Raw genomic sequence first — 21645 nt, forward strand, 5'->3', positions numbered from 1 at the left:
GTTCCTCCTTTTATTTTCCTAAACAAAATTGACTGAATAATTGAGTGATCAATTCATCTTGTACACTGTCGCCAACCACTTCTCCTAGATAGTCCCAGCAACGCGTCATATCGATTTGAACGAGATCCACAGGCATTCCTGCATCAATACCTGCAATGACTTCTTCAAGTGACAGGGAAGCTTTTTCTAACAATGCGATATGGCGGGTATTGGAAACATAAGTAGCGTCTCTTTCTCCTGTTTCTCCGCTGAAGAATAAATCAGAAATAGCTGATTCCAAACGATCTAGTCCGTCGTTTTTAGCTACGGAAATTGAAAAAACTGGTTCATTTTCGATCCATTTGTTCAATTTTTCTTGTTCCAACTGTGCTGGCAAATCTGTTTTATTTAGAAGAATGATCCGTTTCAATCCACTTGTCGCTTCCAGTAATTGTTCATCTTCTGCTGTCAGTGGTTCGCTTTGGTTTAGAACAAGTAAGATCAAGTCTGCTTCTGCTAATGCTTTACGGCTTCTTTCGACCCCGATACGTTCCACCACATCTTCTGTTTCCCGAATTCCAGCTGTATCGATTAGCTTGAGCGGTACGCCTCGAACATTGACATACTCTTCGATTACATCTCGAGTCGTTCCTGCAATGTCCGTAACGATGGCTTTTTCTTCTCTTAACAAATGGTTTAACAAGCTTGATTTGCCGACATTTGGCCGACCGATGATCGCCGTACTTAACCCTTCCCGCAGAACCTTTCCTTGCTTGGACGTAGCAAGTAGTGCTTGAATTCTTTGTTGGATCATCTGTGCTTTTTCAAGCAATAACTTCGTAGTCAATTCTTCGACGTCGTCATATTCCGGATAATCAATATTTACTTCTACTTGAGCTAATGTCTCTAAAATCTCTTGTCTCAATGAGCGGATCAAAGCAGACAGATTGCCGTCTAACTGATTAAGGGCTAACCCCATTGCTTTGTCTGTTTTTGCTCGAATCAAATCCATTACAGCTTCTGCCTGTGAAAGGTCAACACGACCATTCAAGAATGCCCGTTTTGTGAATTCGCCTGGCTCAGCTAATCTTGCCCCTTCTCTTAACAATAACTGCAAAATTTGATTGACTACGACGATCCCGCCGTGACAATTGATTTCTACTACATCTTCCCGCGTAAATGTCTTTGGTGCTCTCATCACAGAGACCATGACTTCATCGACTAGCTGATCGCTCTTAGGATCAACGATATGTCCATAATGAATCGTATGGCTTGGTACTTCTGATAGTCGTTTATTCCCAGAATGATAAACTTTATCTGCTAGTTGCACAGCTTGATCGCCACTTAAACGAACGATACTGATTGCCCCTTCTCCAGGCGGGGTAGAAATTGCCGCAATCGTATCAAATTCTAAAGTAATTTCAGCCATTTTTTCACTTCCTTTTTCATTTTGCGCACAAAAAAAGTGCCCACTCCACCCTTTATGCATAATAAACGGTGAACTTCGCACTTTGACTGCTTGTTCTTGATTAAATTCTGGTCATAGGTTATCACACTTGCTATAAGGAATCAAGTGTTTAAAACAAGTTATATGAAGTTGTACCTCACCTGATTCCATTACCTTACATTTAATTGACTTTGGATGTCTCTTTGTGTTCTTTGGTTTATTCGAAGAGAAAATACTGTATAAACAAGGCTTTATCTTTCTTAAAAAAAACGGTACACTAAATGGTAGCGCTATCTAAACTATACACTTTTGAAAGGAGAAAAGGAGTGAGCCAGTTCAACTCTGATGCATTGAAAGAAGAAAGTGATTCTCGGATCAACGATGTTGTTTTATCTACAGGAAATATCAATCAAAAATATATCGTCCGCGATATCGTTTTTGTTGTGGAATGCTTAGAAGCTGATTTGTTTGACCCAGCTTTTCCCAAAGAGGATCTTTTCTTGACAACGAAGAGGAAATTAAAGATGAAGGTTCTTGAATATGGTGCGAATGCGGTGATCAACTGTCATTTTGAGTATCAGCAAAGAAATCGGGATGGAAAGTATTTTCTGGAACTTTTTGCTTATGGAACAGTGATCCAATTTATCCAAACGACGATTGGTTAAATGAAACAGGTACAAAAAAAGCGGAGCAAAACTGAAAACAGTTTCGTTCCGCTTTTTTCTATCAAAGTTAGTGACTACTTCATCGTATACTCTGATAAGAATGATTTCTAGTAAAATATACTTGGTTTGAAAAACTTTGTCAACGTGATTTATTCAAAAAGTAATGGAATCAATAATATTTTTTAGCAGGTTCAACTACTAAGTAACGATAAGGTTCCTCACCTTCCGAATGTGTTTTTACATGTTCATCTTTACTTAATGCAGCATGGATTTGTTTACGTTCAAAGGCAGGCATTGGTTCTAAGAAAACAGGCTGTCCTGTCCGTTTTACTTTTTCAGCCGTGCGATCAGCTAAACGCTGAATGATCTCTTGGCGCTTTTCACGGTAATTGCCTACATTGACCACTACAGATAGCTTATTTCTTGCTAAACGATGGATGAAGACTTGTGCCAGATATTGCAATGCATTCAGCGTTTTTCCATGTTTCCCAATCAGTAACCCTTGCTTTTGTGTTTCTAAATGGAAAACGACCATATTATTGGATTCTCTTTCCATTTTGACAAGAGCTGGAGCATCAAGCTGTTTTGAAATTTCAGTAAGATAGACTGCCAATTCCGTTAAAGCTGCTTCATCACCTAGCTCACTTACTTCTTCTGTTTTTTCTTCAAGAATCGTTTCGTTGACTACCTCGATCTCAGCTGTTGGTTCTTCTTCTAAAATCTCTTCTACCGTCTGTTCTACTGTTTCAGAAATTTTTTCACTGATACTTGGCTGGATCGAAAGCCGTGCATTTTTTCGGCCCATTCCTAGGAAACCTTTTTTTCCTTCTTCCAGTATTTCGATTTCAACTTGGTCTTTGGCCAAGCCCAAATCAGCTAGACCTAGTTGAACAGCTTCATCTATTGTTGCAGCTTCATAAATCGGCATTAGCATTCCCTCCCCTATTATTTCCGTTTTTTCTTAGGATTCATTGCTTTCTTCAATGCACGTTCTCTTTCGCGGATTTTACGTGCTTCTTCTTCCCGTTCTTTTCGAATTTTGAAAGGATTGTTGATCAGCAGCGTTTGTACAACTTGGAAGGCATTGGAAACCACCCAGTATAATGAAAGACCGCTGGCTAAATTGACACCCATCACTAAAATCATTACAGGCATCACGAAATTCATGATCTTCATTGATGCATTCGATTCAATCTGACTCATGCTAGATAAATACGTACTTGCAAAAGTAAAGATTGCTGCTAGAATCGGCAAGATAAATGTTGGATCCGCGTTCCCTAAGTTCAACCATAAGAAATGGCCTTGTTTCAACTCAGGTACACGGGAAATAGATTGCCATAACGCCATCAAGATTGGCATTTGTACCAATAAAGGAAGACAACCAGCATATGGATTGACTCCATTTTCCGCATATAAACGCTGTTGCTCTTCTCTTAATTTACTTTGTGTTTCTGGGTCTCTTGAACTATATTGTTGCTGCAGTGCTTTTAATTTCGGTTGTAATTCTTGTGTCTTGCGCATGCTCTTTGTTTGGAAATGCATCAGCGGCAACAAGATCACACGGATGATCAAGGTAAATAAAATGATCCCTATCCCTGCATTACCAAATGACAACGCCTTGATCGCCTCAGCAAAGTAATAAACAATATAACGATCCCAAATTCCTGTACTTTGTGCGCTGACTTCCCCAGTTCCGCAACCGGATAAGACGATGACCAAACTAACGATACCGGCCATCAAAAGTAAACGTTTGTATTTCTTCACTTACTCTTTTCCTCTCTATCGATTATTTTTGCAAGTTTTAAGACGTGGACTAAATTGGAGCGAACCTCATCATAAGTCAGCCCCTTCACACTTGGTCTAGCAATCACAATAAAATCCAACTCCGGATCAATCTCTTCTTTTATAGAATAAACTGCTGCTCGGATTTTTCGTTTGACTTCATTGCGGCTTACCGCGTTGCCGACCTTTTTTCCTACAGATAAACCAACTCGAAAATGAGGCTGTCCCGGTTTTTTCAAACGGTAAACGACGAATTTGCGGTTAGCAAAAGAATCTCCCGTATGAAACACGGCTTGAAACTCTCGTTCTTTTTTTACTCGATACGCTTTTCTCATTAGTTTTCTTTCCTTTTCTATCTCTCACTTACGCTCATAATCATACCATAATTACGATTGTCCTTTCATCATTTCCCTAAAAAAGAGTATAAAAAAAACCACTGAAACCCCAGTGGCCTAAGCTGAAAGAACTTTTCTTCCTTTACGACGACGGCTAGCTAACACACGACGTCCATTTTTAGTACTCATACGTTTACGGAATCCGTGAACTTTTTGACGTTTACGTTTATTTGGTTGGTATGTTCTTTTCATATATTCCACCTCCAAAATGTTCTTATCTATTTTATAAACACAGACATACTTTGATAGTATAACGACAAAGTAGTGATTTTGTCAATATAAAATAGAAGATCGATTGTCAAAACTTATCCACAAGATTATTTTTTTCTATGGGAATCCCATGTGGAAAAAGTTATGCACAGGAATTATCCACAAATAATAACGAGGCACTTTTACACAGAAAACACACGTGTAAAAAAAGTAATCCACAACCAGGCATTTTTCTGTGCATTTCGTCCCTAAACTATTGATAAATATACGTTTGTTATCCACAGGTACAGGAGGAAATCTAGTGATTTTTGCAAGTTGTCCACCTGTGCATTAGTGGTGTGGAAAACTTTTTTTGACAGCTGTGTTTTTCTCTTTTTTTTATTTGTCGATTGTGTGGATAATTGTAATTAAAAAATTTTTTTCTTCGGTTTCTGTGGAAAACTATTAAAAAAAATGCTAAATTAGTACTAGTTATTCACTTTTTAATGAAGGAGGAGGCCTTATATGGTATCCCTCGATGCTTTATGGAATGAATTAAAAGCAACATACCAAAAGGATTTATCGCCTGCTAGCTATAATACATGGATTGAAACAGCGAACCCTCGAACTCTTGATCAAAACCAGCTCGTTGTTGAGGTTCCTAGCAAGATTCATAAAGAATATTGGGAAAAAAACCTGGCAACAAAAATCGTTGAAGTCGGTTATATGCTATCAGGAAATGAGATTATCCCTCGCTTTATTACTGGCGAAGAAGCAGAGCAAGAAGAAGTTGTAGAAGAAAAAAATCCAAAAGTTGCGGCACCTAGCCCGCTAAAAAAAGCCATGCTGAATCCTAAATATACCTTTGATACGTTTGTCATTGGTAAAGGAAACCAGATGGCTCATGCAGCAGCGCTCGTTGTAGCAGAAGATCCAGGTTCTATTTATAACCCGCTCTTCTTTTATGGAGGCGTAGGACTTGGTAAGACTCACTTGATGCATGCCATCGGTCATCAAATGCTGCAAAGTCAGCCTAATGCCAAAGTAAAATATGTAAGCAGTGAAACTTTTGCTAATGATTTCATCAATTCGATCCAAAACAAAACAGCAGAAGAATTCCGTCAAGAATATCGAAACGTTGATTTACTATTAGTAGATGATATTCAATTTTTCGCAGAAAAAGAAGCTACGCAAGAGGAGTTTTTCCATACTTTCAATGCCTTGTACAATGAAGGTAAACAAATCGTTCTAACTAGTGATCGGTTGCCAAACGAGATTCCGAAATTACAAGAACGCCTTGTTTCTCGCTTTGCATGGGGGCTGTCTGTTGATATTACGCCACCGGATCTTGAAACAAGAACAGCGATTTTGCGTAAAAAAGCAGCAGCTGAACGTCTAGAGATCCCAGATGACACGCTGAGCTATATCGCAGGACAAATTGATTCTAATATTCGTGAATTAGAAGGGGCACTTGTTCGAGTACAGGCTTTTGCTGCAATGAATAGTGAAGATATTTCGACTAGTCTAGCTGCAGATGCGCTGAAAACGTTGAAATCAGGAAAAGGACATCCTCAATTGTCGATTTTGCAGATCCAAGAAGAAGTGGCAAAGTATTATCACATCCAATTGAAAGATCTCAAAGGGAAGAAACGCGTCAAATCTATTGTTGTTCCTAGACAAATCGCTATGTACTTGGCACGTGAGCTCACAGATAATTCATTACCGAAAATTGGAGCTGAATTCGGCGGCAAGGATCATACAACGGTTATCCATGCCCATGAGAAGATCCAGCAGCTGATGGATTCTAGTGTCAGCATGCAAAATGAAGTATCAGAAATCAAAAACTTTTTACTAAATTAATTTGTCGATTCTACCAACTGAAAATAGCATGTGGATAAAAGAAAAAAACAAGCAAAAGTTATACACACTTTTTCCACAGCTGTTTTTTCGTTTCTCTCTTGCGTTTTTTGAGTTTTCCACAGAATCAACATGCCCTATTACTTTTATTATTCTTTTTAACTAATAATAAATAAACAAACATTCAAAGGAGATACATCATGAAAGTTACTTTAAACCGAGCTAGCTTTATGCAGGAATTGCAAACTGTTCAACGAGCTATTTCAAGCAAAACCACTATCCCTATTTTGACAGGTGTAAAAATCACACTGACACAAGAAGGTTTGACTTTGACGGGGAGCAACGCTGATATATCAATTGAAACTTTTTTGTCTGTTGAAAACGAAAAAGCAAATATGCAAATCGAATCTACCGGATCAATTGTTTTACAAGCTCGTTTCTTTAGCGAAATCATTCGAAGACTTCCTGAAGAAACATTTACTTTAGAAGTATTAGAAAATAAACAAGTAGCGATCACTTCTGGAAAAGCGAATTTTATCGTGAATGGATTAGATGCAGATAATTATCCTCATCTTCCTGTTGTCGAAAGCCATAACCAGATGAAATTACCAGTACACGTATTGACTAAACTAATCAACGAAACAGTTTTTGCTGTTTCGCAGCATGAGAGTCGTCCGATCTTGACGGGTGTGCATTTTATTTTATCTGATCATTCTTTATTGGCTGTAGCTACTGACTCTCACCGTCTAAGTCAACGCGTGATCCCAGTAGAACAAACGGCTGATCATTTTGATATTGTTATTCCTGGGAAAAGTTTGATCGAATTGTCTCGCTCACTGACAAATGAAGAAGAAATCGTCGAAATCAGCATTATGGAAAACCAAGTATTGTTCAAAACGGAAACAATGTATTTCTATTCCCGCTTGTTAGAAGGAAACTATCCTGATACCAATCGTTTGATCCCATCAAGCTTTAATACAGAGGTCGAATTTTCTGTTCCTAGTTTTCTAGCGGCAATCGAACGTGCTTCTTTACTTTCTCATGAAGGCCGCAACAATATCGTTCGTTTATCCATCCGTCCAGATGCGGTTGTTTTATACGGAAATTCTCCAGAAATCGGGAAAGTAGAAGAAAGCTTGAGCTATACAGCAAGCAGTGGCGATCCATTGGAGATTTCTTTCAACCCGGATTATATGAAAGCAGCGTTGCGTGCATTTGGAGATATGAGTATCAAGGTAAAATTTATTTCCGCTATTCGACCATTCACGTTGGAACCAACGGAAGATGGCGTTCAATTTATCCAATTGATCACTCCTGTACGTACAAATTAACAAAGATTTTCAAAGATATTGAAAATTTAATTGAAAAGAATTAGAAAAAATAAAATTTAAACAGAAGGCCCTAAAATCTCTTTTAAGGCTTTCTGTTTATTTTTGTTTAAATCACCTTTTTTAGATTAAATCGTCTTATATGGAAAAATATATGGATAAATTTGTTTTATTGCGGAAAAAAAGGTATAATAGAGTATACTTTTAATAATGAAAATGAGGGATGGACATTGAAACAACAAGTCATTCTAAATACGGAATTCATGACGTTGGGTCAAATGCTGAAAGAAGCCACCGTTATCGGTAGTGGCGGACAAGCAAAATGGTATTTGGCAGAAAACACTGTGTTAGTCGATGGCGAGCCGGAAAATCGTCGTGGACGCAAGCTTTATCCCGGTATGATGGTTGAAGTTCCAGAAGTAGGAACTTTTTTTATGGTAAAAAAAGGAAACGACGATAATGAGGCTGAATAAGCTGTATTTAAAAAATTATCGAAATTACGAAGAGCTGAACATCGAATTTTCCAAGAATCTGGTCATTTTTTTAGGTGAAAATGCGCAGGGAAAAACGAATCTTTTGGAAAGTATCTATGTATTGGCTATGACGCGAAGCCATCGGACAAGTAGTGAGCAGGAATTGATTGGTTGGAATGACGATCAGGCAATGATCCAAGGAGAGATCACAAAAGGTTCATCCACTCTCCCATTAGAAATCTTATTATCTAAAAAAGGCCGAAAAACCAAGATCAACCATATCGAACAAAAAAAGTTAAGTACTTACGTGGGACAAATGAATGTCATTTTATTTGCACCAGAGGATCTTTCGTTAGTAAAAGGCAGCCCGCAGATCAGGCGGAAATTTTTAGATATGGAATTAGGTCAGATCAATCCAATCTATCTTTATGATCTTGTCCAATACCAAGCGATTTTGAAGCAAAGAAACCAGTACTTGAAGCAACTGAATGAAAAAAAACAAACTGATTTGCTTTATTTGGATATTTTGTCCGAACAACTAGCAGCGTTTGGCAGCAAAGTATTGAAAGCAAGAGCACAGTTTATCAAGCGATTGGAGTTTTGGGCTAATTCTTTACATCAGCAAATCACACATCACAAAGAGCAGCTGGAAATCGAGTATCTCACCGCAGTCGATTCTTTAGAAACACATACGCAAGAACAAATCCAAGAACAATTTCTCGCACTTTTGAATCAAAACAAAAAGAAAGACCTTTTTCGGGGAACGACGACAGTTGGTCCTCATCGTGACGATCTTTCCTTTTTTATTAATCAGAAAAACGTGCAGACTTATGGATCGCAAGGACAGCAAAGAACGACTGCTCTAAGTGTCAAATTAGCAGAAATCGATTTGATCAAAGAAGAGACAGGGGAATATCCAATTCTATTATTAGATGATGTGATGAGCGAGCTGGATGATAATCGTCAGCTCCATCTGCTGGAAACAATCGAAGGAAAAGTTCAAACGTTCTTAACAACGACGACACTTGACCATGTAAAAAATAAAATGACTGTTGAACCTGAGATTTTTTATGTTCGACAAGGGAAACTAAAAGGAGAAGAAACTGAATGACAGAAGAAAGAAGTTTAGTAGAACGCGCTAAAGAATATGATGCCAGTCAGATTCAAGTACTTGAAGGACTTGAAGCCGTTCGTAAACGACCTGGTATGTATATCGGTTCGACTAGTTCTGAAGGTCTGCATCACCTTGTTTGGGAAATCGTCGATAATTCGATCGATGAAGTATTAGCAGGTTTTGCAACAAAAATCCATGTGATTATAGAAAAAGACAACAGTATCACTGTTATTGACGATGGACGGGGGATACCAGTGGATATCCAAGCAAAAACCGGACGTCCTGCAGTTGAAACGGTCTTTACTGTTTTACATGCTGGAGGAAAATTCGGCGGTGGCGGGTACAAAGTTTCCGGTGGTCTTCATGGAGTGGGATCTTCCGTCGTAAACGCACTTTCTACGCAACTTGATGTCAAAGTATACAAAGAAGGAAATGTGTACTATCAAGAGTATCGTCGTGGAGCTGTAGTGGACGACTTAAAGATCATTGAACAAACGGATCGCCATGGAACAACGGTTCACTTTACGCCAGATCCTGAAATTTTTACAGAGACAACTGAGTTTGATTTTTCAAAATTGGCTACCCGAATCCGTGAACTAGCTTTCTTGAACCGCGGGATGCGTATTTCGATTGAGGACAAACGAGAAGAAGAACCAGTCATCAATGAATACCATTACGATGGCGGGATCAAAAGTTATGTCGAATACTTGAATGCAAACAAAACCGTGATTTTCCCAGAACCTGTATATTTGGAAGGTGAGCAGCAAGATATCGCAGTTGAAGTCTCTATGCAATATACAGACGGCTACCATTCCAATATCATGAGTTTTGCCAACAATATCCATACGTATGAAGGCGGAACACATGAATCAGGATTCAAGACTGCATTAACTCGGGTGATCAATGATTATGCCCGAAAACAAAAGCTGATGAAAGAAAATGATGACAACTTGACTGGTGAAGACGTGCGAGAAGGATTGACAGCTGTTATTTCTATTAAGCATCCTGACCCTCAATTCGAAGGACAAACAAAAACAAAATTGGGCAATTCCGAAGTACGGACAGTCACTGATCGGTTATTTAGCGAGCATTTCATGAAATTCTTGCTAGAAAATCCAAGTGTGGGCCGTCAAATCGTTGAAAAAGGATTATTAGCTTCCAGAGCTCGTCTAGCAGCGAAACGTGCGCGTGAAGTAACGAGACGTAAAGGTGCTTTAGAGATCAGTAATCTGCCAGGAAAATTAGCAGACTGCTCTAGCAACGATCCTGAAAAATGCGAATTGTTCATCGTCGAAGGAGATTCGGCCGGCGGATCAGCTAAGCAAGGTCGTAATCGAGAATTTCAAGCCATCTTGCCTATTCGTGGGAAAATCTTGAATGTTGAAAAAGCAAGCATGGACAAGATCTTGGCAAATGAAGAGATTCGGTCTTTATTTACTGCTATGGGTACAGGGTTTGGAGAAGATTTCGATGTATCGAAAGCTCGTTATCATAAATTAGTGATCATGACTGATGCCGATGTCGATGGTGCACATATCCGTACATTGTTGCTGACTCTTTTTTACCGTTACATGCGTCCAATTGTTGAAGCTGGTTATGTCTATATTGCTCAGCCACCTTTATACGGGGTAAAACAAGGGAAGAATATCACGTATGTACAACCAGGAAAGAATGCAGAAGAAGAGTTGAAACAAGTCGTTGCTTCACTTCCTGCCTCACCAAAACCAAGTGTTCAGCGGTATAAAGGACTTGGAGAAATGGATGATCATCAACTATGGGAAACAACTATGGACCCAAGTAATCGAATGATGGCCCGCGTCAGCGTGGATGATGCTATCGCGGCAGACCAGATATTTGAAATGTTGATGGGGGATCGAGTAGAACCTCGTCGTGCATTCATCGAGGAAAATGCACATTACGTGAAGAACTTAGATATTTAATCATGAAGGAGGAAAAAGAATGAGTGAAGAAATCAGAGAAAACATCCATGATGTCAATCTAACCAGCGAAATGAAAGACTCCTTCATCGATTATGCGATGAGTGTTATTGTCGCACGTGCACTGCCTGATGTCAGAGATGGTCTGAAACCCGTTCATCGCCGTATTTTATACGGCATGAACGAATTAGGTGTGACACCGGATAAAGCCCATAAAAAATCTGCCAGAATCGTCGGAGATGTCATGGGTAAATACCATCCTCATGGGGATAGTGCAATCTATGAGTCAATGGTACGGATGGCGCAGCCATTTAGCTACCGTTATATGCTAGTGGATGGTCATGGAAACTTTGGTTCTGTTGACGGTGACGGTGCCGCTGCTATGCGTTATACCGAAGCACGGATGAGCAAAATCGCTACAGAAATGCTGCGTGATATCAATAAGAATACTGTTGATTTCCAAAGCAACTATGATGACACAGAAAAAGAACCCGTTGTATTACCTGCTCGCTTCCCTAATCTTTTGGTGAACGGAACGACGGGGATCGCCGTGGGTATGGCAACGAATATCCCACCTCATAATTTGTCTGAGGTAGTAGCGGCTATCGATTTGCTGATGGATAATCCTGATGTGACGACCAATGAATTGATGGAAGTATTACCTGGACCAGATTTTCCAACAGGTGGTTTGGTCATGGGAAAATCAGGAATCCGAAGAGCGTATGAAACAGGTAAAGGTTCTATTACCGTACGTGCAAAAGTTGAGATCACTGAGATGCCAAATGGCAAAGAACGGATCCTCGTGACGGAATTACCTTATATGGTCAATAAAGCAAAATTGATTGAACGGATTTCTGAGTTGCACAGAGACAAGCGTATCGAAGGAATCACGGATTTGCGGGATGAATCTTCCCGTGAAGGCATGCGAATTGTCATTGACGTTCGTCGTGACGCCAGCGCATCAGTTATTTTGAATAACTTATACAAATTGACATCCTTGCAGAATTCATTTGGATTCAATATGTTGGCAATCGAAAAAGGCGTGCCGAAAGTTTTAAGTTTGAAACAAATCCTTGAAAACTATATCGAACATCAACGCGAAGTCATCACACGACGGACGGTCTTTGAAAAAGAAAAAGCAGAAGCAAGAGCACACATCTTAGAAGGTTTGCGTATTGCTTTGGATCATATCGATGAAATCATTGCGATTATCCGCGGGTCTAAATCAGATGACGAAGCAAAAGCAACAATGATCGAACGGTTCGATTTATCCGATCGCCAATCACAAGCTATCTTAGATATGCGTTTGCGTCGATTGACCGGTTTGGAACGGGAAAAAATCGAAAATGAATATCAAGAACTATTGAAACTGATTGAAGATTTGACTGACATTCTGGAAAGACCCGAACGTGTCACAGAAATCATTAAGAATGAATTAGCAGACTTGAATCAACGATTTGGTGATAAACGACGCACAGAATTACTAGTCGGTGAGGTCTTAAGTCTAGAAGATGAAGATTTGATTGAAGAAGAAGAAATCGTTATTACATTGACAAACAATGGTTATATCAAACGTTTGGCAAATAATGAATTCAGAGCTCAACGAAGAGGCGGGCGTGGTGTCCAAGGAATGGGTATCCACAATGACGACTTCGTCAAGAATCTAGTTTCTTGTTCTACCCATGATACATTGTTATTCTTTACGAATAACGGAAAAGTGTATCGGGCAAAAGGATACGAAATTCCAGAATACGGACGTACAGCCAAAGGAATCCCAATCATCAATTTGCTGGGTATCGACTCGAGTGAAAGCATCCAAGCAATTATTGCGGTGACGGGAGAAGCAGAAGAAGGCCACTATCTCTTCTTTACAACGCGTCAAGGTACAGTTAAACGTACGTCTGTCACTGCTTTCGCTAACATCCGAAGCAATGGTCTGATTGCAATTGGTTTGAAAGAAGATGACGAATTAGTCAATGTTCTATTGACAGATGGACAGTCAGATATCATCATTGGCACACATAACGGCTACTCTGTGACCTTCAAAGAAGAAGCAGTCCGCGATATGGGACGTACAGCTTCCGGCGTCAGAGGGATACGTCTGCGTGAGGAAGATTACGTCGTTGGGGCAGCCTTGATGAAGGAAGACCAAGAAGTACTGGTGATTACAGAAAAAGGTTACGGAAAACGGACCAAAGTATCGGAATATCCAGTGAAAGGCCGCGGAGGTAAAGGAATCAAAACGGCGAATATCACTGAAAAAAATGGTCCACTAGCCGGATTGACCACTGTTTCTGGAGATGAAGACATCATGCTGATTACAGATAAAGGTGTGATTATCCGTTTCAACGTATCGACTGTTTCTCAAACTGGACGTTCAACATTGGGTGTACGTTTGATGAAGATGGAAGCTGACACGAAAGTCGTCACAATGGCAGCAGTCGAGCCAGAAGCGGTAGAACAAACAGTTGAAGAGCAAGCAACAGAAGAATAATCATAAAGATGAAGTGTTTAAGTTAGCAAGGAGGTTGTGACAGAAGTGGGCAGCTTCAAGAAATAAGAAGGAATTTACGAAAATTGCTTTTCAAATTTTTGTGAAATTTCGGCTTATTTTTCGAAGAAGTTACTTCTAGAACACCGTTTAAGGAAGAGGTTGTGAGCCTGCCGTTTCACTCTGAGTCACAAGGAGCAATTTCAAAAAATGGCTTCTCATGTTTGTTGAATATTGTGACTTGTGACCGAGGAGTTGGCAGGAGAACACCGTTTATTCGAAAAAAGGGAACTGCGACAAGACTTTTGTCACAGTTCCCTTGCTCGCTTTTTTGATTAATTGAATTTCTCTTAAAATATTTGAAACTGTTTATTCTGTATTGCTTTTGACCAAAATAGAGTGTATAATCAAAGCTTGTGAGTAGTCTAATTAATTAGATAACTCTCCTTGCTCTTAGGAACCTAAGAGCCGAAAGTCCACAGGGAGGTGAATATCAATGGAAAACACGAAATATGAAATCATGTACATTATTCGTCCAAACATTGATGAAGAAGCAAAAACTGCTTTAATCGAACGTTTCGATGCAATCTTGAAAGATAACGGAGCAGAAGTTATCGAATCAAAAGATTGGGAAAAACGCCGTTTCGCTTATGAAATGAACGGTTACCGTGAAGGTATCTATCACATCGTTAAAGTATCTTCTCCATCATCAGCAAATGCTGTCAGTGAATTTGACCGTCTTGCTAAAATCAACGACGATATCATTCGTCACATGATTGTTAAAGAAGAAGCTTAATTGTTGTTTCATGTGAAACAATAGAAAAACGATGAGAGGAGATGACTATTTTGATTAATAATGTTGTATTAGTTGGACGTCTGACGAAAGATCCAGATTTGCGTTACACAGCAAGTGGTACGGCAGTCGCAACATTTACTTTGGCTGTGAATCGTAATTTTACAAACCAAAGCGGCAATCGCGAGGCTGATTTTATCAACTGTGTGATTTGGCGCAAATCAGCAGAAACTTTAGCAAACTATGCTCGTAAAGGAACACTTTTAGGTGTTACTGGACGTATCCAAACTCGTTCTTATGATAATCAGCAAGGACAACGTGTATACGTGACAGAAGTAGTAGCTGACAACTTCCAATTGCTGGAAAGTCGTTCTGCATCTGAAAATCGCCAACAAAGCGGCGGATTCCAAAGTTCTGGTCAATCAGCTGGCGGATTTGGCGGAAACAATAACTCTAATCAAACATCTCAATCATCCAACGGTATGCCTGATTTCGACCGTGATACTTCTGACCCATTCGGCTCAAGTTCAACGATCGACATTTCAGATGATGATTTACCATTCTAAACGAATTTGATAGGAGGGAAATAGAATGGCACAACAAAGAAGAGGCGGACGTAAACGTCGTAAAGTAGACTACATTGCTGCTAACCATATTGAATATATCGATTATAAAGATATCGAATTACTAAAAAGATTTATTTCAGAACGCGGTAAAATCTTGCCACGTCGTGTAACTGGTACAGGCGCTAAAAACCAACGTAAAATTACTGTTGCAATCAAACGCGCACGTATCATGGGCTTGCTACCTTTCGTTAGCGAAGACTAATAAATCCGAGGAATTGAATGACTGATCCTTTTGATCAGCTATTCAATTCTTTTTTTTCTGTAAAAATAACCGATATTCGTTTAGTCGCTTGAATGACGAAAGTTATGGTAAAATCAAGTTAGTCATATATGGGAGGAAAATTATGGAAAATAAAAACAATCATTTATCCCCAAAACCTCTCTTCCTTATCCTGTTTATACTAATCGAAGTATTGGTAGTCTTAATTTTACCATTTCGTTTTGTTAGCGCTTCGGTCATTCTTTTGATGAATTTATGGGGCGTTCGCTATTGGTTGAAAATGAAACGCTGGCTTATTTTAAATAAACGTGAAAAAATCCAGCAGGCTTCGACCGTAGCCGAAACCAATCTGGCTTATGTCTCAGAAGTCATGCCTGTAGGAGTGATTGCTTATCAGCCATCAAGCCAAAAAATCGAATGGCTCAATCCTTTGGCATTGAAAGTCAAAGATCAAAGTGGATTAACAGAGGAAGAATTGTTAGATACTTTTTTTACTGCAAAAGAAAAAAAGAAAAACCAAGTCTATCTAGCAGATAAAACATTTCAGTTTGATATGGATACAGTAAAGGGTGTCGTTTATTTTAATGATATCACCCAAAACCAGTTATTGAAACTTCATCAGGCGAACAGTCAGCCAGTGATCGGTATTTTATCTATTGATAACTATGCAGATGCTATTGATAAATTGGATGACAAAGAGATTTCTTATTTGAACTCTTTCGTCACTACACTTGTTTCTGACTGGATGAATGAATACCATGTCTTTTTCAAAAGAATCAACGCAGAACGGTTTTTCTTCGTCGCGCAGATGATCGATCTGAAAAAGATGATGGATAAAAAATTTGATTTGTTGGACCGCTTTCGAGCAGAAGCTGAAAAACAGAGCTCGCCTATCACCTTGAGTATGGGGATTGCTTATGGCGCAAGATCCCTCGATGAAATCGGTGGAGAAGCTCAGAACAATTTAGATGTTGCTCTAGTCCGCGGAGGCGACCAAGTTGTCGTGAAAGAGGTAAAAGAAGGAGCGAAACCTGTTTATTATGGCGGTAAATCAGCTAAGAATGTCAAACGCACGCGTGTCCGTTCTCGAGCGATGAGTACTGCTTTGCGCCGGATTTTTGATGAAACAGGCGATGTGTTCATCATGGGACACAAATTTCCGGATATGGATGCTTTAGGCTCTGCTTTTGGTGTCAGTTGTCTTGCACGCTTCAACCAGAAAAAGGCTTATATCGTTATCAACGAGAACGAGATCATTCCAGATGTAGAACGTTGTCTCGAAGAAATCCATAAGCATCCAGAATTAGAAATGCAATTGATCTCTCCAGAACGCGCCATAGAGCTGAAAAAAGATGAAGACCTCCTCGTGATGGTGGATTATCATAAACCTTCTCTATCAATCTCTCAGAGCCTATATGAGCAATTTGATAAGATCGTGATCATTGATCATCACCGCCGAGGGGAAGAGTTTCCAAGCAAGCCTTTGCTGACTTATATCGAATCTTCAGCCTCTTCCGCTTCAGAGCTAGTTTCTGAGCTGATCCAATACCAAAGCAGCAAAACGAATCGTTTAGATCGCTTTGAGGCCACACTATTACTTGCAGGGATGGTTGTAGATACGAATAGTTTCAATGTTCGTACAACTGCACGAACTTTTGATGTTGCCAGCTATTTAAGGTCTTGTGGAGCAGACGCATCCTTAGTACAATATTTATTGAGCTCGGACTTAGCGACATACTTGGAAATCAGTCATTTGATTGCTGGAAGCGAGTATGTGACTTCTGATATTGTTGTGGCGGCAGGAACAGATGAAAAAGAGTATAATAGTGTCATAGCGGCAAAAACAGCAGATACACTGCTTTCGATGATCAATATCAACGCAGCTTTCGTCATTACGAAGCGGACAGACGGATTGATTGGGATCAGTGCCCGAAGTACCGGTACGATCAATGTCCAAATCATCATGGAATCCTTAGGTGGTGGAGGACACTTCACAAATGCAGCTACTCAACTGGAGAATACGACAGTTGAAGAAACAAAACAGAAGCTTTTTGCTGCAATCAAAGAAAATATGAATCAAATATATGATAAGGAGTAATCCAAATGAAAGTAATTTTTTTACAAGACGTAAAAGGAAAAGGTAAAAAAGGGGACATCAAAGAAGTTCCAGCAGGTTATGCACAAAATTATCTAATCAAAAATAACTTGGCAAAAGAAGCAACGAAAAGTAGTATCAGTCAGTTAGCTGGACAGAAGAAAGCCCAAGAAAAACACGAAGCTGAAATCTTGGAAGAAGCTAAAAAATTAAAAGAATTCTTGGAAAAAGAAGATACGGTAGTCGAGTTAAAAGCAAAAGCAGGGGAAGACAGCCGTTTGTTTGGATCAATTCCTTCAAAACAAATTGCTGAAGGGCTAAACAAACAATACAAAATAAAATTAGATAAACGAAAAATCGAACTAGAAAACCCAATCCGTTCACTAGGCTACACAAACGTACCTGTGAAGTTGCATCATGAGGTGACGGCTACGATCAAAGTTCATGTCGTACAAGAATAACAAGTCTTGATAGTGATGTTCAACTGGTAAGAATAACCAGAAGGAGAAAAGACAAACCGAAATTTATCTGAGAAAAGCAGCTGCAGCAACAAAAGCACAAGCTGCATAGCGATTTCAGATTGATTTCGGTTTCTTTTTTGAGAACAGTAAAATAGCATGAAGAAAACGAGTATAATAAAAGAGAGCTATTTTTTTATGATACTTTCGATGCGAATGATGACTTTTCCATCATTTTCTTGTAAAATGAAGCAATTGAAGACAAGGAGCGATACGTATGAATGAAGTGTGGCAGGATCGAATCCCACCGCAAAATATTGAAGCTGAACAAGCGGTTCTAGGCTCTGTTTTTCTTGATGCAGAAACGATCATTGATGCCATGGAGTACATAGAGCCAAAAGACTTTTATCGTCGCGGCCATCAAATTATTTTTGAGACAATGATCGAGTTGAACGATCGTAATGAAGCGATTGACGTTGTTACTGTTAAAGACCGGCTAGAACAAGCAAATTTGTTAGAAGATGCCGGTGGTTTAAGTTACCTATCAGATTTGGCTTTAGCAGTTCCGACAGCAGCAAATATCGTCTACTATGCGAAAATCGTTGAAGAAAAATCATTATTGCGTACATTGATTCAGACAGCAACAGGGATCGTTACAAAAGGATTCGAGCAAGGAGAAGAAGTTCAGACGATCTTAGATGATGCAGAACGCAGTATCTTGGAGGTTTCGGAAAAAAGAAATCGAAGCGGCTTTTTATCCATTGCTGAAGTACTGAACTCAACGATTGAAAATATCGATCGACTAGCTCAAAACAATGAAGAAATCACAGGCCTACCAACTGGCTATCAAGGTCTGGACAAAATGACAGCAGGTTTCCAGCCCGAAGAACTAATCATTCTGGCTGCCCGTCCAGCGGTAGGTAAAACAGCGTTCGCATTGAATATTGCTCAAAATGTAGGAACCAAAACAGATCGTTCTGTTGCGATATTCAGTCTGGAAATGGGGGCGGAATCTCTTGTAAATCGGATGCTTTGTGCAGAAGGTTCGATTGAAGCCAGCCACTTGCGTACAGGTCAGCTTTCGGAAGAAGAATGGTCGAATCTGATCGTTGCGATGGGAAGTCTTTCTCGAGCAAATATTTTCATCGATGATACACCAGGGATCAAGATCTCTGAGATCCGTGCGAAATGTCGGAAACTAGCGCAAGAAAAAGGCAACCTAGGCTTGATATTAATCGATTATTTGCAGTTGATTGAAGGGAACGGTAAAGAGAACCGTCAACAAGAAGTATCAGATATCTCCCGCCAACTGAAAAAACTGGCAAAAGAACTGAAAGTACCTGTCATTGCTCTTTCGCAGTTGTCTCGTGGAGTAGAACAGCGACAAGACAAACGTCCAGTACTAAGTGATATTCGTGAATCCGGATCAATCGAACAAGATGCGGACATCGTAGCCTTCTTGTATCGGGATGATTATTATGAAAGAGAAGGCGGAGATGACGATGATGGAAATGAGCCAAAAAATGACAACGTCATCGAAGTCATCATCGAGAAGAACCGAAGCGGTGCGCGAGGAACAGTTGAACTGCTGTTTATCAAAGAATACAATAAATTTTCGTCGCTTTCGCCAAGAGAAGAATTTTAAAGAATAGGTTGTGAAAGCAGCGTTCAGCCTTGCGCAATGACCAAGGGCACTCGTATAAGATGCGACGAGTAACTGCAAGAGTGACTAGAGCACTTAATTAAAACAGATCTCCAAAGGGATTGTGACAAAAGTCTTGTCGCAATCCCTTTTTCCGAATAAACGGTGTTCTCCTGCCAACTCCTCGGTCACAAGTCAGAATATCATCAAACATGAGAAGCTGTTTTTTGAAATTACTCCTTGTGACTCGGAGTGAAACGGCAGGCTCACAACCTCTTCCTTAAACGGTGTTCAATCAGCTGACCCTCGGCATTAGCTCAACAAACGTCAAAATATGAGGAACTATTTTGACGTTTATTGAGCTAATACTCAGATCAGAACGCTGATTTCACAACCTCTTCCTTAAACGGTATTCAAAAGGTAATAAGTCCAACCAAACGAAAAATAGGAGAAGCTATTTTTGTTTGGCTGTTCTTATGACTTGATGTAGGACAGCTTTTTCACAACCTCTGATTCACGGTATTCCAGAAGTAGCTTCTTCGTAAATAAGTCGAAATTTCACAAAAATATGAGAAGCAATTTTCGTAAATTCCTTCTTATTTCTTGAAGCTGACCACTTCTGTCACAACCTCTTTTTTAATAATCATTCTAAAAGGATAAAAGTTCGTTTTTTAAGCGTTTTTATAAAATAAAAATAAAAATCATTCGATTTTATTTGAATTATGTATCTATTATTGATACAATGGTTCAGGATTAAATAATATAGAACGAGGTGTTCACATGTCATCTGTAGTAGTAGTAGGTACGCAATGGGGCGATGAAGGGAAAGGAAAAATCACAGACTTTCTCAGTGAAAATGCTGAAGTGATTGCACGGTACCAAGGTGGCGACAATGCAGGGCATACAATCAAATTCAATGGTGTGACTTATAAACTGCATTTGATTCCTTCTGGGATTTTTTATAAAGACAAGATCAGTGTGATTGGAAACGGCGTCGTAGTCAATCCTAAATCATTGGTCAAAGAATTAGCTTATTTACATGAAAAAGGTGTAGAAACAAGTAATCTGCGTATTTCTGACCGCGCACACGTAATCTTGCCTTATCATATCAAATTGGACCAATTACAAGAAGATGCGAAAGGTGAAAACAAAATCGGTACAACGATCAAAGGAATCGGACCAGCTTATATGGATAAAGCCGCTCGTGTAGGTATCCGCATCGCAGACTTATTGGATAAAGAAATTTTTGAAGAACGTCTTCGTTTGAATCTAGATGATAAAAACCGTCAATTTGTAAAAATGTTTGATTCAGAACCACTTGATTTTGACGATATTTTTGAAGAATATTATGAATATGGACAACAAATCAAACAATACGTCACAGATACTTCGGTTATCTTGAATGATGCCTTAGATGCAGGTAAACGCGTGTTGTTTGAAGGGGCGCAAGGAGTCATGTTGGATATCGACCAAGGAACCTATCCTTTTGTTACTTCTTCTAATCCAGTAGCCGGTGGTGTTACAATCGGAAGCGGTGTAGGACCTTCAAAAATCAATAAAGTCGTCGGCGTCTGCAAAGCCTATACGTCACGTGTCGGTGATGGTCCATTTCCAACTGAACTATTTGATGAAACAGGTGAACAAATCCGCGAAGTAGGACGAGAATACGGTACGACAACAGGACGTCCTCGTCGTGTCGGCTGGTTTGATTCTGTAGTTATGCGCCATTCTAAACGGGTGTCAGGTATTACCAACCTATCTTTAAACTCAATCGATGTATTAAGTGGATTGGAAACCGTAAAAATTTGCACGGCTTATGAATTAGATGGCGAACTAATCTACCACTATCCAGCAAGCTTGAAAGAGTTGAACCGCTGCAAACCAATCTATGAAGAGTTGCCAGGCTGGTCAGAAGACATTACAGGATGCAAAACACTTGCAGAACTGCCAGAAAACGCACGTAATTATGTACGTCGTATCTCAGAGCTTGTTGGTGTACGTATCTCAACATTTTCTGTCGGACCTGATAGAACACAAACAAACATCTTAGAAAGCGTCTGGGCGCAAATCTAAGGATAAAAACGACGACTGAATCAGGACGTTCTTACCAGAGCGAGTCGAAGTGTTTATCTATACGATAATAATCACTTGAAG

The 21645-nt window shown here is 39.6% G+C and carries 19 protein-coding genes; 14 read left to right on the forward strand and 5 right to left on the reverse strand.

Features of this window, described 5'->3' with window-relative positions:
• Window positions 1-10 precede the first annotated feature (10 nt).
• Complete coding sequence (gene mnmE / locus RWU19_RS00560) at window positions 11-1408, reverse strand: tRNA uridine-5-carboxymethylaminomethyl(34) synthesis GTPase MnmE (protein WP_002315472.1); 1398 nt, start codon at window positions 1406-1408, stop codon at window positions 11-13.
• Between the two features lie 299 nt (window positions 1409-1707).
• Between mnmE and RWU19_RS00565 the strand changes: the two genes are divergently transcribed.
• A complete protein-coding gene (locus RWU19_RS00565) occupies window positions 1708-2091 on the forward strand; it encodes a hypothetical protein (protein ID WP_073357676.1) in 384 nt (127 codons plus the stop codon).
• A 169-nt stretch (window positions 2092-2260) separates the two neighbouring features.
• On the opposite strand, the gene jag is transcribed toward RWU19_RS00565, so the two are convergent.
• The 4 genes from jag to rpmH form a co-directional block, all read right to left on the reverse strand.
• A complete protein-coding gene (gene jag / locus RWU19_RS00570; RefSeq protein WP_002293118.1) occupies window positions 2261-3019 on the reverse strand; it encodes an RNA-binding cell elongation regulator Jag/EloR in 759 nt (252 codons plus the stop codon).
• 17 nt (window positions 3020-3036) lie between these two features.
• Entirely contained in the window at window positions 3037-3855 is an 819-nt protein-coding gene (locus RWU19_RS00575; RefSeq protein WP_002309900.1) for a YidC/Oxa1 family membrane protein insertase, read from the reverse strand.
• The gene (gene rnpA, locus RWU19_RS00580; protein ID WP_002293120.1) at window positions 3852-4208 is read right to left on the reverse strand and encodes a ribonuclease P protein component; all 357 of its coding nucleotides are present in this window, start codon (window positions 4206-4208) and stop codon (window positions 3852-3854) included. Before rnpA ends, RWU19_RS00575 begins: the two co-directional genes overlap by 4 nt.
• A gap of 117 nt (window positions 4209-4325) precedes the next feature.
• Complete coding sequence (gene rpmH, locus RWU19_RS00585; protein WP_002293121.1) at window positions 4326-4460, reverse strand: 50S ribosomal protein L34; 135 nt, start codon at window positions 4458-4460, stop codon at window positions 4326-4328.
• A 522-nt stretch (window positions 4461-4982) separates the two neighbouring features.
• Between rpmH and dnaA the strand changes: the two genes are divergently transcribed.
• The 13 genes from dnaA to RWU19_RS00650 all read left to right on the forward strand — a co-directional run bounded on the left by dnaA (window position 4983) and on the right by RWU19_RS00650 (window position 21564).
• Complete coding sequence (gene dnaA / locus RWU19_RS00590; RefSeq protein WP_002293122.1) at window positions 4983-6317, forward strand: chromosomal replication initiator protein DnaA; 1335 nt, start codon at window positions 4983-4985, stop codon at window positions 6315-6317.
• A gap of 197 nt (window positions 6318-6514) precedes the next feature.
• A complete protein-coding gene (dnaN, locus tag RWU19_RS00595) occupies window positions 6515-7645 on the forward strand; it encodes a DNA polymerase III subunit beta (RefSeq protein ID WP_002293124.1) in 1131 nt (376 codons plus the stop codon).
• A gap of 227 nt (window positions 7646-7872) precedes the next feature.
• On the forward strand, window positions 7873-8115 hold the full coding sequence (yaaA, locus tag RWU19_RS00600) for a S4 domain-containing protein YaaA (protein ID WP_002293125.1): 243 nt from the start codon (window positions 7873-7875) through the stop codon (window positions 8113-8115).
• Entirely contained in the window at window positions 8102-9226 is a 1125-nt protein-coding gene (gene recF, locus RWU19_RS00605; protein WP_002293126.1) for a DNA replication/repair protein RecF, read from the forward strand. Before yaaA ends, recF begins: the two co-directional genes overlap by 14 nt.
• Window positions 9223-11169, forward strand: coding sequence for a DNA topoisomerase (ATP-hydrolyzing) subunit B (gene gyrB, locus RWU19_RS00610; RefSeq protein ID WP_002288364.1), 1947 nt, complete (start codon window positions 9223-9225; stop codon window positions 11167-11169). Before recF ends, gyrB begins: the two co-directional genes overlap by 4 nt.
• A gap of 19 nt (window positions 11170-11188) precedes the next feature.
• Window positions 11189-13660: a DNA gyrase subunit A gene (gene gyrA / locus RWU19_RS00615; protein WP_123838199.1), complete on the forward strand. Its 2472-nt coding sequence runs from the start codon at window positions 11189-11191 to the stop codon at window positions 13658-13660.
• Window positions 13661-14153: 493 nt separating this feature from the next.
• Window positions 14154-14453 (forward strand): 30S ribosomal protein S6, encoded by a 300-nt coding sequence (rpsF, locus tag RWU19_RS00620; protein WP_002293129.1) that lies wholly within the window; start codon window positions 14154-14156, stop codon window positions 14451-14453.
• Between the two features lie 50 nt (window positions 14454-14503).
• Window positions 14504-15016: a single-stranded DNA-binding protein gene (gene ssb / locus RWU19_RS00625; RefSeq protein WP_002288368.1), complete on the forward strand. Its 513-nt coding sequence runs from the start codon at window positions 14504-14506 to the stop codon at window positions 15014-15016.
• 25 nt (window positions 15017-15041) lie between these two features.
• Window positions 15042-15278: a 30S ribosomal protein S18 gene (gene rpsR / locus RWU19_RS00630; RefSeq protein WP_002288370.1), complete on the forward strand. Its 237-nt coding sequence runs from the start codon at window positions 15042-15044 to the stop codon at window positions 15276-15278.
• A 142-nt stretch (window positions 15279-15420) separates the two neighbouring features.
• Entirely contained in the window at window positions 15421-17394 is a 1974-nt protein-coding gene (locus RWU19_RS00635) for a DHH family phosphoesterase (RefSeq protein ID WP_123838200.1), read from the forward strand.
• Between the two features lie 5 nt (window positions 17395-17399).
• Window positions 17400-17852: a 50S ribosomal protein L9 gene (rplI, locus tag RWU19_RS00640; protein WP_002288372.1), complete on the forward strand. Its 453-nt coding sequence runs from the start codon at window positions 17400-17402 to the stop codon at window positions 17850-17852.
• A 274-nt stretch (window positions 17853-18126) separates the two neighbouring features.
• Entirely contained in the window at window positions 18127-19494 is a 1368-nt protein-coding gene (dnaB, locus tag RWU19_RS00645) for a replicative DNA helicase (RefSeq protein WP_002288373.1), read from the forward strand.
• Between the two features lie 777 nt (window positions 19495-20271).
• Entirely contained in the window at window positions 20272-21564 is a 1293-nt protein-coding gene (locus tag RWU19_RS00650) for an adenylosuccinate synthase (protein WP_002288375.1), read from the forward strand.
• The last annotated feature ends 81 nt before the right edge of the window (window positions 21565-21645 follow it).

The organism is Enterococcus sp. 2STP, assembly GCF_032465635.1.
GTDB lineage: Bacteria > Bacillota > Bacilli > Lactobacillales > Enterococcaceae > Enterococcus_B > Enterococcus_B lactis.